Annotated in this window: 16 protein-coding genes and 2 tRNA genes; 11 read left to right on the forward strand and 7 right to left on the reverse strand. The window is 59.9% G+C overall.

What is annotated here, in order from left to right; translation table 11 throughout:
* Positions 1-129 carry a hypothetical protein gene (locus tag AruPA_RS06305; RefSeq protein WP_265635803.1) on the forward strand — a complete coding sequence of 43 codons (129 nt, stop codon included), beginning with the start codon at positions 1-3 and terminating at the stop codon, positions 127-129.
* Positions 130-396: 267 nt separating this feature from the next.
* Here the strand turns inward: AruPA_RS06305 and AruPA_RS06310 are convergent.
* Positions 397-472, reverse strand: a tRNA-Asn gene (locus AruPA_RS06310).
* 125 nt (positions 473-597) lie between these two features.
* Here AruPA_RS06310 and AruPA_RS06315 point away from each other — a divergent pair.
* Positions 598-682 (forward strand) — tRNA-Leu (locus AruPA_RS06315).
* A 47-nt stretch (positions 683-729) separates the two neighbouring features.
* Here AruPA_RS06315 and AruPA_RS06320 read toward each other — a convergent pair.
* Positions 730-3,456, reverse strand: coding sequence for a glycosyltransferase family 2 protein (locus AruPA_RS06320; protein ID WP_265635804.1), 2,727 nt, complete (start codon positions 3,454-3,456; stop codon positions 730-732).
* A gap of 315 nt (positions 3,457-3,771) precedes the next feature.
* Between AruPA_RS06320 and rpmI the strand changes: the two genes are divergently transcribed.
* Both rpmI and rplT read left to right on the forward strand, forming a co-directional pair.
* The gene (rpmI, locus tag AruPA_RS06325) at positions 3,772-3,975 is read left to right on the forward strand and encodes a 50S ribosomal protein L35 (RefSeq protein WP_029311499.1); all 204 of its coding nucleotides are present in this window, start codon (positions 3,772-3,774) and stop codon (positions 3,973-3,975) included.
* 12 nt (positions 3,976-3,987) lie between these two features.
* Complete coding sequence (gene rplT / locus AruPA_RS06330; protein WP_265635805.1) at positions 3,988-4,344, forward strand: 50S ribosomal protein L20; 357 nt, start codon at positions 3,988-3,990, stop codon at positions 4,342-4,344.
* Positions 4,345-4,421: 77 nt separating this feature from the next.
* Here rplT and AruPA_RS06335 read toward each other — a convergent pair whose 3' ends face one another.
* From AruPA_RS06335 to AruPA_RS06350, 4 genes are all read right to left on the reverse strand, one after another.
* Positions 4,422-5,459, reverse strand: coding sequence for a glycosyltransferase family 1 protein (locus AruPA_RS06335; RefSeq protein WP_265635806.1), 1,038 nt, complete (start codon positions 5,457-5,459; stop codon positions 4,422-4,424).
* A complete protein-coding gene (locus AruPA_RS06340) occupies positions 5,443-6,270 on the reverse strand; it encodes a UDP-2,3-diacylglucosamine diphosphatase (protein ID WP_265635807.1) in 828 nt (275 codons plus the stop codon). Before AruPA_RS06340 ends, AruPA_RS06335 begins: the two co-directional genes overlap by 17 nt.
* A 73-nt stretch (positions 6,271-6,343) precedes the next feature.
* A complete protein-coding gene (locus tag AruPA_RS06345) occupies positions 6,344-6,856 on the reverse strand; it encodes a GNAT family N-acetyltransferase (protein ID WP_265635808.1) in 513 nt (170 codons plus the stop codon).
* A 32-nt stretch (positions 6,857-6,888) separates the two neighbouring features.
* A complete protein-coding gene (locus AruPA_RS06350; protein WP_265635809.1) occupies positions 6,889-7,299 on the reverse strand; it encodes a ketosteroid isomerase-related protein in 411 nt (136 codons plus the stop codon).
* Between the two features lie 44 nt (positions 7,300-7,343).
* On the opposite strand from AruPA_RS06350, the gene AruPA_RS06355 reads away from it, so the two are divergent.
* From AruPA_RS06355 to AruPA_RS06385, 7 genes are all read left to right on the forward strand, one after another.
* Positions 7,344-8,465, forward strand: a complete 1,122-nt coding sequence (locus AruPA_RS06355; protein ID WP_265635810.1) for an NADP-dependent oxidoreductase — start codon at positions 7,344-7,346, stop codon at positions 8,463-8,465.
* A 254-nt stretch (positions 8,466-8,719) separates the two neighbouring features.
* Positions 8,720-9,478, forward strand: coding sequence for an ABC transporter ATP-binding protein (locus tag AruPA_RS06360; protein ID WP_265635811.1), 759 nt, complete (start codon positions 8,720-8,722; stop codon positions 9,476-9,478).
* Positions 9,471-10,163: an ABC transporter ATP-binding protein gene (locus tag AruPA_RS06365; RefSeq protein WP_265635812.1), complete on the forward strand. Its 693-nt coding sequence runs from the start codon at positions 9,471-9,473 to the stop codon at positions 10,161-10,163. Before AruPA_RS06360 ends, AruPA_RS06365 begins: the two co-directional genes overlap by 8 nt.
* 20 nt (positions 10,164-10,183) lie before the next feature.
* Positions 10,184-11,416 carry an ABC transporter substrate-binding protein gene (locus tag AruPA_RS06370; RefSeq protein ID WP_265635813.1) on the forward strand — a complete coding sequence of 411 codons (1,233 nt, stop codon included), beginning with the start codon at positions 10,184-10,186 and terminating at the stop codon, positions 11,414-11,416.
* A gap of 161 nt (positions 11,417-11,577) precedes the next feature.
* Positions 11,578-12,465 carry a branched-chain amino acid ABC transporter permease gene (locus tag AruPA_RS06375; RefSeq protein WP_265635814.1) on the forward strand — a complete coding sequence of 296 codons (888 nt, stop codon included), beginning with the start codon at positions 11,578-11,580 and terminating at the stop codon, positions 12,463-12,465.
* Positions 12,465-13,400, forward strand: a complete 936-nt coding sequence (locus AruPA_RS06380; RefSeq protein ID WP_265636034.1) for a branched-chain amino acid ABC transporter permease — start codon at positions 12,465-12,467, stop codon at positions 13,398-13,400. Before AruPA_RS06375 ends, AruPA_RS06380 begins: the two co-directional genes overlap by 1 nt.
* Positions 13,401-13,411: 11 nt before the next feature.
* Positions 13,412-14,890: an amidase gene (locus AruPA_RS06385; protein WP_265635815.1), complete on the forward strand. Its 1,479-nt coding sequence runs from the start codon at positions 13,412-13,414 to the stop codon at positions 14,888-14,890.
* 53 nt (positions 14,891-14,943) lie between these two features.
* On the opposite strand, the gene AruPA_RS06390 is transcribed toward AruPA_RS06385, so the two are convergent.
* A complete protein-coding gene (locus tag AruPA_RS06390) occupies positions 14,944-16,308 on the reverse strand; it encodes a cytosine permease (RefSeq protein ID WP_265635816.1) in 1,365 nt (454 codons plus the stop codon).
* Positions 16,309-16,462: the final 154 nt, after the last annotated feature.

Raw genomic sequence — 16,462 nt, forward strand, 5'->3', positions numbered from 1 at the left:
ATGGATTTCGAGTCCGGCGTGGGCGAACATCGCGTTTCCTCTCGTGACAGCACCACCTTCAAGGCTCGTGCGGTTTTCCCTGCGATGCTCTGCGGCATCGGCCCCGGCACGATGACAGGGTTGGATTAACTCAGTAAAGATAAAAAAATTTTTAAAGCATTTAGAAAAACTTAATATCGCGCACAGGGCATGGATCAGGACGCGCCGGGAGCGGTGAATTGGCATGGAGTTGTCGCGACCAGGAGTGGTAACGCAGTGATGGTGATTGGCCAATGCGCTGCCGGTCGCGATCGACGTGGGGCTGGATGTTCGCGTGCGCACTGTTTTCGTTGGCGCGGTAGCGATCCGCACGCCATGAAATCAACGTCGGAAGCGATGCAAGCTGTTTGGAAACCTTGGCTCCCGGAGCAGGACTCGAACCTGCGACAAAGCGGTTAACAGCCGCTTGCTCTACCAACTGAGCTATCCGGGAACCGTGGTGCGCCTCTTAGCCAAGCCGACGGCGATTGGCAACAGGGGGGTGGCGGTATGCGGCGCACCGGTTGTTTTCGGCCTCTTTTGGGATGGGATGAGTTGTGCTAAGCGCCGGACTTGGCTGCGGGCGTGGTGGAACTGGTAGACGCGCCGGACTCAAAATCCGGTTCCGAGAGGAGTGTCGGTTCGATTCCGACCGCCCGCACCATTCAATTTCAGACCTTTCGCGCGGGAGCGGTCGTTATCGTGGCAGCGCTAGTCCACTACAGTGTGGGACCGTGGCTTTGACTTTGCCGGTGCGGTGACTTTGGCGGGTTTGCCGCGTGCGACAGGGAGCTTCGCCGCTCCGTTCAGTGCCTTGCCGGCCGACGCCTTCGGTGCGGGCCTTGTGGCATGGACCGGCGCGATCGGGTGGGTTTGCGGGGCGGGTCGGCCGAGTTTCTGCTCGTCCTCGGGGTCGAGCCGGCGGAGATCGCGGTACAAGCCGCCTTCGCGCGCGAAATGGCGATTGTAGAACGGATCGTTCGGCAGCACGTGCTCCCAGCGTAGCCGCATCGCCTCGTTCTCGCGCATGAAGCGCGACAATTTGTCTTCATCGAGGTCATCGCCGCGGCTCATGCTTTCCCGATGTTCGCAGACGACGTCCGGCGTGAAGATGATCCGGTAGCCCGCCTCGCGGATTTTGATGCAAAGATCGACATCGTTGAATGCGACGCCTAGCTCCGTCGCATCGAAACCGCCGGCGGCTTCGAATGCGCTGCGCCGGACCAGCATGCAGGCGGCGGTGACGGCTGCGACTTCGCGTGCCGCGATGGCGTGGGCAATATAACCGGGAGCGGTGCCGGACAGGCCACGAAATGCATGGTCGGCGACGCCACCGACGCCGAGGACCACGCCTGCATGCTGGATCGTGCCGTTCGGGTATAGCAGCTTGGCGCCGACCGCGCCGACCTGCGGGTCGGCCAGGGCTTCGTTCAGCATGGTGCGCAACCAATCTGGATCGCTCACGATGACGTCGTTGTTCATGAATAAAAGGAACGGGTGCGATGCGGTGGCGACGCCACGATTGTTGATCAGGGAGTAATTGAACGGCTCGGCGATGCGCAGGATCCTGGTATCGGGATAGTTGCCTTGTTCGGTGCAGAACGCCTCGACCTCGCTGCCTTGGGACCAATTGTCGAGCAGGATGATTTCGATCGTCAGGCCTTCAGAGTGGGTGCGGATCGCTTCGACGCATTGACGGGTCAGGTCGATATGATTTCGGAATGGGATCAGGATCGAGATACCCGGATCGCCATCGAGTGCAAAGCTGGTGCGGTAGCAGGTGAGCGCGCCGCGCCGCTCGGTTTTCGCGGGCAGATTGCGTCGCTTGAGGTGTTCGGCGACCGCAACTTCGCCTGCAAGCGCGGCGCGGGGCTTGGCAGCGGCACCGCCGGCGGTCGAAGCCGGCGTAATGCGCCAGTGGTAGAGGATTTCTGCCACGTGATGGATCTCGTGCGCCAGCAGGCGCTCGCTCATGCGAAGCAATAAATCGTGGTCCTGTGCACCATCGAACCGCGGGTCGAGACCGCCGAGTTCGCGCACCAGCGCGGTTTCGGCGACGACGAGGTGGCAGATGTAATTGAGGTCGAGCAGGAAGCGGTAATTGAAATCGGGCTTGAAATTAGGTTCGGAGAGATGGCCGTTACGGTCGATCTTGTCCTCGTCAGAATACAGCAAGCGCGCACCGGTGGCGGATCGGGCCCGCAGCATGACATCGAGCGCGCACGGCTCCAGCACATCGTCGTGGTCGAAAAATGCGACCAGCCCGCCGCGGGCGGCGGCGAGGGCCTGGTTGGTCGCGGCGGCGATGCCGAGGTTTTTGGGCAGGACGATCACTTTTATCCGGTGATCGACGCGGCCGAGGCGCTCCAGCGTTTCGCTCAGGGCTTCGTCCCGGCTGGCATCATCGACGAGGATCAACTCCCAGTTCTGATAGGTCTGGGCGCGCACCGAGTCGATCGCGGCGAGGAACTCGCCCTGGTTGGGCCGGAACACCGGGCAGAGGACCGAAACCAGCGGGGCATCGGTGATCGCACCGTATCGCGCGATCGCGCGCTGGGTGATCAGCGGCTGGTTTTGGCGTGCCCAGGACGCATAACTCGCAAGCGACAGCCGTTCGGCCGGCATGGCCGCCTTGAGTTCGCGCCGCAGATGGTACGCATAGCGGAACAATTCATCCGCACGGTCGATCAGATTGGCGATGCGGGTGCGCTCGGCCTCTGCCGGGATCGCAATTTCCATTGGGCTGCCACGCAGCAGAATCCGGTCCGGCATCGCGTGGAAATCCAGCACGATGGTCTTGCCGTTCCTGAGCTCCGGCGGCAATGCATAGGAAAAGCCGCAGCTTGGGTCGGCCCCCAGCGCCTCCCCGACATCGGCGCGGAATTCGTTGGCCTGCAATTCGGCCAGGGGCTGGCCTTTGGTGGAGATGAGTACCCGGATGCCGCCGGTCTTGGCGTTGGTGCGTTCATCGACGCGCAATGCCCAGCCTTGGATCATGCCATCGATCAACCCATCGAGCACGCCTTCGATATGCGTGCGCTGCGTAAGGCAGAAGTGCAGTTCAGGCAGCATCAGGCCACCGCGGCCGGGCAGATGGATTGGATCACCATCCAGCGTCGCGAAGGACAGCACGTGGCGAAGACCATCCTGAAAGCGGGAGGGGATGGCGTATTCAAATCCGACCCGCGTCGATGGCAGGTTGAGCGGCCCGGTATCGGGGCGGTTCACGTCGCATTTGATGACGTCGGCGATCTGGCCATCGACCAGCACGCGCATGGTCAGGGCTTGGTCGGCGGCCATCGGGTCGACCGCCCAGCCGGCCAATGCGGCATCTTCGATCCGGTCGAGAAATCCGAGAATGACGCGCCCGGGTCGCGCGGGCATCATCCGCTTTTTCGTATCTGCGCCAATCATGCCCGCCTCAGGCCGTAACACCATTCTGCTGTCCTTTTTTGATCTGCCCCGGTCGACCGTTCGCCATCGGCTTTGCCAAAATAGACTACCTCACGTTGATTCGTCTTGCACTGCAAAAAATTTTAAAATTGTTGGAGGCGATGAGTTTTGTCAGGGCGCGCCGATGAGGCGGGGGCGTGGCCATCATTGTCCGGCGAGCGGTTGCATCTGCCCGGCAATGTGCCTATACGCCGCACTCCAGCGCGATCCTGTCGCGAGCCCGGGCGTTTTGGCATGCCCGGCCGCACAACGCGCACCCGGAGCCGCGTGGCTGTGGGCATGGACTTGAAGGAGATGAAAATGCCGAAGATGAAGACCAAGTCGTCGGTCAAGAAGCGGTTCAAGATTACCGCGACCGGCAAAGTTCTGTGTGGCCATGGTAATAAGCGCCACGGCCTGATCAATCGTTCCACCAAAATGAAGCGCACCAATCGTGGCACGATGGCGCTGCCTGAGCAGGACGGTAAAACCGTCAAGCAATGGGCTCCCTACGGTCTCGGTTAAGGAAAACGCATCATGGCACGCGTCAAACGGGGTGTTACCACCCACGCACGGCACAAAAAAGTTCTCAAACAGTCGAAGGGCTTCGTCGGCCGCTCTTCGACCAGCTATCGGATTGCGCTCGAACGGCTCGAAAAGTCGCTTCAATACGCATATCGCGATCGCCGGGTTAAGAAGCGTGAGTTCCGCGCGCTGTGGATTCAGCGGATCAACGCCGCGGTCCGCGAGCACGGCATGACCTACAGCCAGTTTATCGCGGCGTTGAAAGCCGCGAATATCGAACTGGACCGCAAGGTGCTTTCGGCAATGGCGTTCGATGATCCGGCTGGGTTTGCCGCGGTGGTCGAGGCCGCGAAGGCGGTTGCAGCATAATATGGGCTAACGCAGTCACAGCGACACTGCGGAGTTGAATACCTGGTGTTCCCCGGGAGCTTTGGCGCCCGGGGGCGTCAGTTCGGCCCGATCGGGACCAGATTTTTTATAAATAGGGTGGCGCAGGCCTCCCATGAGAATTGCTCGGCGAACCGGCGGCAATCCTGCCGATCGATCTTCAGAGCGGCCATCGCGGCCGCGCGCAGATCATCGTCGAGTATGCCGACGCGGGGGAACGCGCCGCCAAAAATGTCCCTTGGACCGCAGACCGGAAAGGCCGCCACCGGCGTACCCGCGGCGAGCGATTCGAGCACGACCAGCCCGAATGTGTCGGTACGGCTGGGAAATACGAAGACATCCGCGCTCGCGAACAGGGTGGCAAGCTCGCGGCCCTGGCGGGTGCCGAGAAACAGCGTGCGTTCGCCGGCGTAGCGCTGTTCCAGCCGTTTGCGTTCCGGCCCATCGCCGACGATCAGTTTGGTGCCCGGCAGATCGAGATCCAGAAACGCCGTCAGGTTCTTTTCAACCGCCAAACGTCCGACCGATAGAAAGATCGGGCCGGGGTATGGCAGGGCCGTGGCGCGGTCTGGGTTGAACAGGGCGGCATCGACGCCGCGCGACCATAACAAGGTGTTGGCGAACCCATGCCCGCGCAATTCCGCCGCCAGCGATCGTGTTGCGACCATGGTTCCCGAGCCACGATCGTGAAAGCGGCGCAGCCAGGCATAGGCAATGCGATGGGGCAATGCAGTGCGGGCGGCCAGATAATCGGGGAAGCGCGTATGATATGCCGTGGTGAATTGCCAACCGAGCCTTCGGGCCAGGCGCGACGCCGCGATGCCGAGCGGGCCTTCGGTTGCGATATGCAGGGCATCGGGCTGGAACTCATCGAACAGGCGCGCCATGCGCCGGCGCGGAAATAGCGACAATCGGACTTCGGGGTAGCTGGGACACGGCAGCGTATGGAAGCGATCCGGCCCGACCACCAGCACGCGTTGGCCGAGGCGCTCAAGCTGCGTCGTCAGCATCGACAACGTCCGCACCACGCCGTTGACCTGGCTGTGCCATGCATCCGTGACGATCAGGATGCGGGACGGCTCAGGCAGGCGCTGCATCCAACGCGCCTTGCACGGGCATGGCTTTGCGCGGAGCGAGGAACGATAGTCGGTTCAACACTGCCCAGTCGAGCAGTTCCAGCCGCCCATCCCAATGTTCGACCAGAGCGGTGCAGCTTTCCACCCAATCGCCATCGTTGATGTACAGTACGCCATCCACCATGCGCATTTCAGGGTGGTGGATGTGGCCGCACACCACGCCATCGAAGCCACGGCCCCGGGCATCGGCCGCGAGCGCGGTCTCGAACCGATCGATCGCCTTCACGGCTTCCTTGACCTGCCGCTTGAGATAGGCCGACAGCGACCAATACGGGTAGCCCAGGTAGGATCGGGCCATGTTGAAGTAACGGTTCAGCACCAGAGCGGCGGTGTAGGCCCAGTCGCCGAGCAGCGCGAGGGTTTTGGCGTAGCAGACGACCGAGTCGAACTGGTCGCCATGGGTAATCAAAAGCCGCTGGCCGGCCGCGGTGGTATGTTCGGCCTCGGCCTGGAAGGTGACGCCTGCCATTTCCAGCCCCAGCGGCAGGAAGCGGCGCACCACTTCGTCGTGATTGCCTGGCACGTAAATGATTTTCGATCCGTTCCTGGCGTGGCGGAGAATGGATGTCAGGACGTCGTCGTGATGACTGTCCCAATACCAGCCGCGCTTGAGGCGCCAGCCATCAATGATGTCGCCGACCAGGTAAATGTGATCGGCTGTGTTCCGCCGCAGAAAATCGGCCAGAAAATCAGCCCGGCAGCCCCGCGTGCCGAGATGAGTGTCGGAGATGAACACGCTGCGATAGCGTGTGATCGCGGCTGCTGCTGTCATGCGCGCTCGTTACGCGATCCGACCGCGTCTCACCTAATGAAACTCTGATGACAAGGATTGGATATTTACAAATTCATGACGAGTTTCGCGCGCGCCACTCGTCCCGCGTGATCGCCCAGGTTTCGGATGGGTGGCGGCCGGAGACGTAATCCGTCTCGCCCCTGCCGATCATGCGCATGCCCTGGCGTGCCGACAGACGGGATGACGCGAGGTTAGCGACCGCCTTGGAGACGCGCAAAACGGGTTGATCGAGCGTGTTGAAATAAAATTCGGTGACGGCATGTGCCGCTTCGCTCGCGAACCCCTGGCCCTGATGGGCGCGCGCGATCCAGAAGCCGCGGTTTTCGGTCGAACCGATCCGAAGGTTGATCAAGCCGACCCTGCTGTCAGGTGCGGTGCGCAGCCGGATACTCCACGCATAGGCCTCGCCGCGGGCAATCTGCGGCAGTAGAAGATCATGCAGAAACAGCCGTGCCCCGTCAGCTGGGTAGGGCCAGGGCACGCGGGCATTCATGAATTTCACGATGTCCCAGTGGGGAAACTCGGACTGAATGAAATCAGCGTCGTCAAGCGTAACGGGTATCAAGCATAGTCGTGCTGTGGTCAACACCGGAGAGTTCATTTGGCGCCGACTTGATTGAGCCAGTCCTCGAGATTGTAATAGTTGGTCACGCGTGTGATCAGCCCGTCCCGGATTTCGAAAAAGGCGCCGGCGGGGAGCACGTATTTCTGGCCGTGGGCTACGGGCAGGCCAGGATCGGTGCGCAGATATGCGCCATGCACGATAAATTCGGCAGCGGCGCGCGTCCCATCGGCGGCGGTCATCACCACAATATCGGTCAACCGCTCCCGATACGAAATATTCATGTGATCGAGAAAGGCCGCGAAGGCGTCCTTGCCGATTTCGCGCTTGCCCTGATTGATGTCGTGGACGACGTCCCTGCTGAGCAAATCGAGCATCGCCTGGGGCTGGCCCGCATTGAACGCAGCATAGTATGATTCGATAAGAATTTTGGCGTTGGCAGGCATGGCTAAGTTCCCCTGAGATCGACAGACCTTCAATCTGCGAATTCATGATTGAGTTCAAGACCTATGGCGCGGGTGCTGCAACGAAATCTGATCGGCGACAGCGGCGGCTTGCTCCTTGCGGCTGCAACCCCTACCGTGTCGGTCAAACGAGGAGCAATGCCATGAGCCAACCAGAAAACCGACAGTTTCGCCTGATCCGTCGTCCGGTCGGGCACGTCAAGCGCGAGGATTTCGAGTTCCGCACCGAGCCTGCGCGCGCACCCGAGGCTGGCGAAATCATGGTCGGGGTCGAATATCTGTCGCTCGATCCGGCGATGCGCGGATGGATGAACGAAGGCAAATCCTACATTGCGCCAGTCAAGTTGGGCGACGTGATGCGAGCCGGTGGTGTTGGCACCATCATCGAGAGCAAGGCTGATGGCTTCATGCCCGGTGATGTGGTGACCGGAGCGCTGGGTATACAGACGGTTGCGACGCTGGCGGCCAAGGACTGCGTCAAGGTCGATCCAAGTCTTGCGCCCAAGCCTTTGTTCATCTCCGCACTGGGCATGCCGGGCATGACCGCGTATTTCGGACTGCTGGTGGTCGGGGAGCCTAAATCCGGCGAGACGGTTGTGGTGTCAGGTGCGGCTGGCGCGGTTGGTGCGCTGGTGGGGCAGATCGCGAAAATTCACGGGTGCCGGGTGGTCGGGATTGCCGGTGGCGCGGAGAAATGCCGGTATATTGTCGATGATCTGGGATTTGATGCTGCGATCGATTACAAATTGGATAGCGTGGCCGCCAAGCTGAGAGAGTTTTGTCCCAAGGGCATCGATGTGTATTTCGACAATGTCGGTGGCCAGATTCTTGACGACTGCCTGGCGCAGATCAATCTGCGCGCGCGGATCGTGATCTGCGGCGCGATTTCGCAATATAACAATACGACACCGGTGAAAGGGCCATCGAACTACTTGGCGTTGTTGGTCAATCGGGCCCGGATGCAAGGTATGATTGTATTTGACTATGCCGACCGGTACCCGGAAGGTGTGCGCGCGATGGCGGGGTGGATGAAGGAAGGCCGGCTGAAAAGCCGCGAGGATATCGTCGACGGGATTGAGACCTTCCCGGAAACCTTGCAGAAGCTTTTCACCGGCGGGAATTTTGGCAAGCTGATCCTCAAGGTTTGACGGGGCGCACCTGAGGCAGGCTTCGGCAAAGGTTTGCCTCAGAGATGAATTGTATCGTTGCCGTACTTATATGAGTTTGCCGTATGCGGTCCGTCCCTGGACAGCGCAGGTGCGCCATATTCGGTCAAACTGGTATCGGATACTGGCGTGATCCTTTGAAAGGTGGGGTCCAGGGATTGCGCCACATCTCTCGGTATGTCACATTCATGAACAATAAATTATGGCGCTGTCATGTGTTGCGCCGGATTGGGGAAATGAGCGAGTACATCCTGCAGGCGCGTGGTTTATCCAAAGGTTTTCGCGGCTTCATGGCCGTCCAGGATGTCGATCTTTCCATCGAAAAAGACAGTATTCATGCCCTGATTGGTCCAAACGGGGCCGGCAAGACGACGTGCTTCAATCTCTTGTCGAAATTTCTGGCGCCGAGCTCCGGGAGCATCAGTTTTGAAGGTGAGGATATCACCTCGCTTTCGCCTGCGGCGGTGGCGCGGCGGGGTATGGTGCGGAGCTTTCAGATATCCGCGGTGTTCGGTCATATGACGGCACTTGAAAATGTCCGGATCGCGTTGGCCCGGGCGCGCGGCGGCAATTTTGATTTCTGGCGTGGTGAGCGCGTCCTGACGCGATATAACGACCGGGCCCATGCGTTGCTTCACGATGTCGGTCTATCGGACAGTGTCGATGTTCCGGCAGCGGAGCTTTCATATGGCCGAAAGCGTGCACTGGAAATTGCAACGACTCTGGCATTGGACCCGCGGCTGATGCTGCTCGATGAACCGACTGCGGGCATGACCGAATCGGATGTTGCGCGGATTGTTGAGCTGATCCGGCAAATTCGCGGCGGACGAACGATTTTGATGGTGGAACATAATTTATCCGTCGTGTCCGGATTGTCGGACCGGATTACGGTACTGGCCCGTGGACGTGTTCTGGCGGAGGGCGACTACGCAAGCGTGTCGGCCAACGAGGCGGTGGTGACCGCATATCTGGGGTCGGATCACGCCGATGCTTGAGGTCCGCGGGCTGAACGCCTGGTACGATGAGAGCCATGTGCTCCATGGCATGGATTTCGAGGTGCGCGAGGGTGAATGCGTAACCTTGTTGGGCCGTAACGGTGCCGGTAAATCGACCACGCTTAAATCGATCATGGGGCTGATTCAAAAACGAACCGGCAGCGTCCGGTTTCGGGGCGCCGAGCTGATCGCTGCGCGACCCGATATCGTCGGTCGGGCGGGCATAGGGTTTTGCCCTGAAGATCGCGGGATTTTCGCCGGATTGAGTGTGTCGGAGAATTTGATGCTGCCACCGGTAGTTGCGCCTGGTGGCATGAGTGTCGCTGATATTCACGCGCTGTTTCCCAATCTTGCCGAACGGGCCAAAAGTCCTGGTACAAAATTATCGGGTGGGGAGCAGCAGATGCTCGCGATAGCACGCATTCTGCGGACGGGAGCAAAGCTGCTGCTGCTCGATGAACCGACCGAGGGGCTGGCCCCGGTAATCGTGCAACAGATCGGCGAGATGATCCTCGAAATAAAGCGGCGCGGGTTTACTGTGTTGCTGGTCGAACAGAATTTTCGTTTCGCATCCAAACTGGCGGATCGCCACTACCTGGTCGAGCACGGGCAGGTGGTGGATATGATCCCCAATCACGAACTCGCTGCGCGCGCGGAGGGGCTGCATCGCCGCCTCGGCATCTGACCATAACCGGAGGAACTTTCATGACGATTTCCAGACGTACCCTGCTCGGCACTGCCGCAACCGGCGTTGCGGCCGCCGCTCTGCCGTTTGGCCGCGCCCGCGCGGCCAGCAAATCACTCAAGATTGCAGTGATCAGTGATTTTTCCGGGCCCTATCGTGATATCGGCGGGCCGACCTCGGTTGCTTGCGTTCATCAGGCACTGGCCGATTTCGGCGCCAAGGACAAAGGCTACGATGTTACGGTACTGCAAGGAGATCATCAGGAGAGCCCAGCGGTTGGCACGGCGCTGGCCCAGCGGTTTTATGATCAAGGTGTCGATCTGGTGATCGACGTGCCGAATTCGGCGATCGGGATCGCGATTGAAGGCGTCGCCCATGACAAAAACCGGGCTTATATCAACACCAATTCGGCGTCTTCGGAAATTACCGGTAAATTCTGCAATGCGCAGACCGTGCACTGGACGTATGATACCTATATGCTCTCGCACTCCACCGGTGGCGCAATGGTGAAGGGCGGTGGCAAGAAGTGGTTTTTCATCACGGCCGATTACGCGTTCGGCCATCTGCTGCACGACCAGACGGCGGCGGTCGTCAAGCAGATGGGCGGCCAGGAGATGGGCAACGTCAATTTTCCGTTTCCACAGACAACCGATTTCTCCTCGTTCCTGATCCAGGCGCAATCATCGGGTGCGGACGTGCTCGGGCTGGCCAGTGCAGGCAAGGATACCGTTAACCTGGTGAAGCAGGCGCATCAGTTTGGCATCAACAAGACAATGAAAATTGCCGGTCTGCTGGTGTTCATCAATGATGTGCATGGCATGGGACTTGACATCGCGCAGGGCTTGACGCTGACTGAAAGTTTCTACTGGGATATGAACGATCGCACGCGCGCATTCATGGCACGGGTCAAGCCGCGTACGCCGAATAACTATCCTTCGATGGGTCAGGCCGGTTGCTATTCCGGCGTGCTGCATTTCATGAAGGCGGTCGAGGCGATGAACAATATGGCCGACGTGAAGAACGGCGCCGCCGTGGTGGCACAGATGAAGAAGATGCCGACGGATGATGACGCCTATGGCAAGGCGTCGATCCGCGAGGATGGGCGGTTCATGTGCAACGCGTATCTATTCCGCGTGAAAACACCGGCCGAAAGCAAGGGGCCTTGGGATTATTATGATTTGCTCGCGACGACCCCGGCCGATCAGGCATTCATGCCTATGGCGGCAGAAGGGTGCCCGTTGATCAAGACGTGAGGTGACGAGGGCGGAGGGTCGTTATTGTATCGTAACTTATATTGGCGATCCTTCGTCGATCCGACAGATCGAATTTTGCACCGAACGAGCAGAAAGTTTTTGCCTTATTCTCTGACGAGGTGCGCAACCCTCGCTCTACCAGACAGGATGTTACCCGTGCCATGATGATGATTCTCGGAAAGCCAGCGCCGTTGTTGTTCGGGCAATTGTTACTGGGGATCATCAACGGGTCGTTCTATGCGATGCTGTCACTCGGTCTTGCGATCATTTTCGGATTACTGAACGTGATCAATTTTGCCCATGGCGCCTTGTTCATGGTCGGCGCGTTCGTCACTTGGGGCTTACTCCATTATTTGGGAATCGGTTTTTGGCCTGCCCTGATTATTGCACCGCTGATGGTGGGTGCATTCGGGTTGCTGATCGAGCGGACGCTGATCCGTTTCACCTATAAGCTCGATATCCTGTACGGGTTGCTGTTAACGTTCGGGCTGGCGCTGGTGTTGGAGGGAATTTTCACCAATGGTTTCGGCAGCTCGGGCGTATCATATGGCGGGCCGAACATCTTGTCGGGAACGTTGAATCTGGGCTTCATGTATTTGCCGGTCTATCGGGCGTTCGTGGTGTTCGCGGCGATCGTGATTTGTTTTGGCGTATGGTTCACGATCGAAAAAACCTCGCTCGGGGCATTGCTGCGCGCCGCAACTGAAAATCCGGCCTTGGTGCAATCGTTCGGCGTGAATGTGCCGCGGTTGATCTCATTGACCTTCGCAGGCGGGGTGGCGCTTGCGGGTTTGGCGGGGGTGCTGGCGGCGCCGTTGTATTCCGTCAATCCGGGCATGGGCACCAGCCTGATCAACACCGTGTTCGCGGTGGTGGTGATCGGCGGCATGGGTTCGATCGGCGGGGCGATCCTGACCGGGTTCGGACTTGGCATTATCCAAGGCTTCACCGAAGTGTTCTATCCGGCGGCATCGTCAGTCGTGGTGTTTGCGGTGATGGCGGTCGTGCTGCTGGCCAGGCCGGCCGGCCTGTTCGGCCGGGTGGCATGATGTTCGGGTTCACGCGCGCGCAGGCGGTCGGGTTTTTCGTGATGCTGGGGCTCCTGATCGTGGCTCCGTTCGTTGCTTATCCCATTTTCGTGATGCAGGTAATGTGCTTCGCATTATTCGCGATGGGTGCCAATTTGTTGATGGGTTATACGGGGCTGCTCTCACTTGGCCAGGCAGCTTACTTCGGCATGGGTGGATATATTGCTGGCTATAGTGTGCAGACGCTGCATCTGACTCCAGAAGTGGGAATTCTGCTCGGCGGCTTGGTGGGTGGCGCGATTGGCGTGGTGTTCGGTTGGTTATCGATCCGGCGGCAGACCATCTATTTCGCGATGGTGACCCTTGCGCTCGCGCAGTTGGTGGAGTTTTTCGCGGTGCAGGATACATCCTTTACCGGGGGGGAAAACGGCATTCAGAACATTCACCGGGGCCGGTTGTTCGGCGCGTTGCCGCTTGGACATGACCTGCAGATGTACTGGCTGGTGTTGGCGGTGTTCATGATCGGCTTCATCTTCGTACACCGGGTGATCCATTCGCCGTTCGGGCAGGTGGTCAAGGCAATCCGCGAGAACGAGAATCGCGCGATCTCGCTGGGGTACAAGGTCGAGCACTATAAGTGGATCATCTTCATCCTGGCCGCTGTGCTGGCCGGGGTTGCTGGCGCGATGAAGGCGTTGGTGATGGGGATCGCGACCTTGTCTGACGTCAGCAATTCGACGTCGGGCATTGTGGTGCTGATGGTGCTGGTCGGCGGTATCGGCACGGTTTATGGCCCTTTGATCGGCGCTGCGATCATTATCGCGATGCAATATTACCTGGCAGGCTTCAGCGATTGGGTTACTGTGATCCAGGGTGTGATCTTCATCGCCTGCGTGCTCATGTTCCGCCGTGGGGTGATCGGCGAATTGGGGGCGAAGCTCAAACTGTCGCTGTAGGAGGCGCCGACATGGCCGTCGCGTTGCAGGATTACGATGCCACCGGCCTTGCGGCGTTGATTGCCGATGGCAGCCTATCGGCGGCGGAAGTGCTGGACGCAACTCTCGCGCGGATCGATGCGGCGGAACCACGCCTCAACGCCATTGCGGTTGATCTGCGTGAGCGTGGGCGCGAACAGATTGCCGGGCCGATCGCTGGACCGTTTGCCGGCGTGCCGTTTCTGCTCAAGGACATTTTTCAGGAATACGCCGGCGCACGCATGACCATGGGGGCCCTGCCCCTTAAGAATCATGTCGCCAAGACGACATCCGCTTACGTTGAGCGTTGTCGGCGCGCGGGCCTCGTGATTATCGGCGCGACCACGACGCCCGAATTGGGCCTGAAGGCCACCACCGAGACCATGCTGCATGGGGCCACGCGCAATCCTTGGGATCTCGATCGTACCCCGGGTGGTTCCTCCGGCGGGGCGGCCGCGGCGGTTGCGGCCGGCTATGTGCCGATGGCCGGTGCTTCGGACGGTGGTGGATCGATCCGGATTCCAGCGGCCTATTGCGGGCTGTTCGGCCTCAAACCTTCACGCGGCCGGGTTTCTGAAGGGCCGGCGCTGGGTGAGGGGTGGGAGGGCGCGGTATGCACCCATGTGCTGACCCGGTCCGTGCGCGATTCCGCAGCAATGCTCGATGTGCTGGCCGGTGCGGAGCCAGGCGATCCGTTCGTGATTACCCCGCCGGCGCGTCCCTTTGCAGCGGAACTTGGCCATGATCCCGGCCGGCTGCGTATCGGATTTTCCGTGCGTTCGCCGGTGGGTGGCCGCGTCGAGTCGGATATGATCGAGGGCGTTCACAAAACCGCTCTTCTACTGGAATCACTCGGGCATCATGTTGAGGAAGCCGAGCCGTCGATAGACGGGGGCTTGCTGGCGCGCTGCTACATGGGGCTGTATTTCGGCCACGTTGCTGCAATGACCGCGCGGATTTGCCGCGAAACTTCATGTTCAGCCTCATCGTTTCACCCTGATACCAGGGCGCTCGCTTCGCTCGGCCGGGCAATGTCGGCCGGTGCTTTCGTCGAGTTGCGGGCGCATTGGAACGGATTTGCTCGCGCTCTGGCTGAGTTCCACGCCACCTACGATCTGTTCCTGACCCCCACAACGGCACTTGGCCCTGCCCGCATCGGTGCGCTCGATACGCCACGCCCCCTTCAGCTGTTGTCTGCCGTGATCGACCGGCTCGGGGCAGGCCGTCTGCTGCTGAAATCTGGTATTATCGATGAACTTTCATTCAAAAATCTGGAACGCACCCCGTTCACCCAGCTTGCCAATCTGACGTTCGTGCCAGCCATGTCGATGCCGTTGCACCAAGGATCGGATGGGCTGCCGGTGGGGGTGCAGTTCGTTGCCCGGTTCGGCGGCGAAGCGACTTTATTGCGTCTGGCAGCCCAATTGGAACAGGCGGCACCCTGGGCGGTGCGCGGAGCCTTTTGCCTCTAACCCCGGTCGCGCAGCGTCCGGTCAATATGCGAGGTCTATGCCGGCCGCTTGCGCTAAATTCGCATCATTTCCTGGGGGTGTTCGAATTTGGCCGCGCCTTGGTTGGAGGTGGTCAGGGCCAGATATGCGATGCCTGCGACCAGGGCCGAAACCAGGAATGAGATATCGCCGAAACCCGGGTGGGCTGCGGCGAACGCACCCACGAACAGCGGGTACTGGTTAAAGAAGGGCACGCTCGCGGCGAAGCCGACGATCCAGGCGACGAAGCCGGCGCTGATGGTGCCGAGCCGTGAGTGGCGCCGCCCGAAGTGGCCGAGCAGCGTGACAACGATCCAGGGTGCAGTCCAGTAGCCGAGGAAGAACAGGAAATCCTCGTAATTCTTGATGAAATTGGTCGCGGCGAGCACGGAGATAATGGTGCCGATGACCCCGCACATCAGTGCAGCCTGGCTTTGTCTCAGCCGGATGCCGAGCGCAAGCGAAGAGAGTGTGGCGGAGTAAATGTTCAGGATATTCGCGCTGATCGTGCCAATCACGATCGCGATAATGAGCGGTGCATGAAACCAGTGTGGCATCCAAGCGGTGAACAGATCGGACGGCTTGCTAAGGGCGACGGTCGCGCCAATGATGGCGCCGAGCACCTCCATCCAGATGCACGAGATCAGTGTGCCCCAGAATGTATTAATGAACACGGCACGTTTGGTGGCGCCGTTATCGCCATGCTGGCGGAGGTAACGGGTGTAGTCCGACGAGTAGGGGATCCACCCCATCACATAAGCGGCGACGACCGACGTGGTCAGGATGAAAGCACCGGAGGTGCCACCGACGTTCTTGAGCAGTTTCGGCTGCGCAGCGGGCAGATGTCCAATATGTGCCGCCGCGATCACGCTCAGGACGATGAAAATGGCGACCAGCAAATAGAAAAAATATTTCTCTGCCGCATGGATCAGGTCATGCCCGACGGCGGCAATCGCCACCTGCACGGCGCACAGCACGAGGATGTTCAGGATCAGCCCGGTACCGAGCATGTATTGCAGCGCGTAGCCGCCGATGATCGTATTGACCCCGAACCATGAAAAACCGCCAAAAAAATTCAGGAACGAGGGTAGTTTATTGCCCTTGCGCCCGAACCAGGCGGCGCCCTGGATCATCTGCGGCAGTCCGTACTCGACCCCAAGGGTTGAAAATGACGCCAGCAGGACCGCACCGATTACATTGCCCAGCACGATCGCGATGATCGCATCGGTCGCGGAAAGCCCGAACGCGCCGGTTGCGAGTGCGCCGGTGGTGATTGTCGCGAATTCGACGTTTGCCGCCATCCAGAGCCCGAACAATGCCCGGGGCCGCCCGTGCGCTTCCGCCGGCGTGACCGGCATGATCCCTTTGTTTTCGATTGTCAGCGGTGCCGCTTCAGCCATTTTGACGCTCCTGCATTCGAACGATCCTATCCCTGGAAAGCAAGATTTATGCCGGTGCAGATCCCCGGTTTGGGTGCGGTTCTTCCCATTTCTGCCTCAAACTTGGGCAGATAAAGATCAAGAAAGCGTTCTTGACCGGAAAACAGGATCAGGA

It is taken from the genome of Acidiphilium sp. PA, assembly GCF_026191915.1.
Taxonomy (GTDB): Bacteria; Pseudomonadota; Alphaproteobacteria; order Acetobacterales; family Acetobacteraceae; genus Acidiphilium.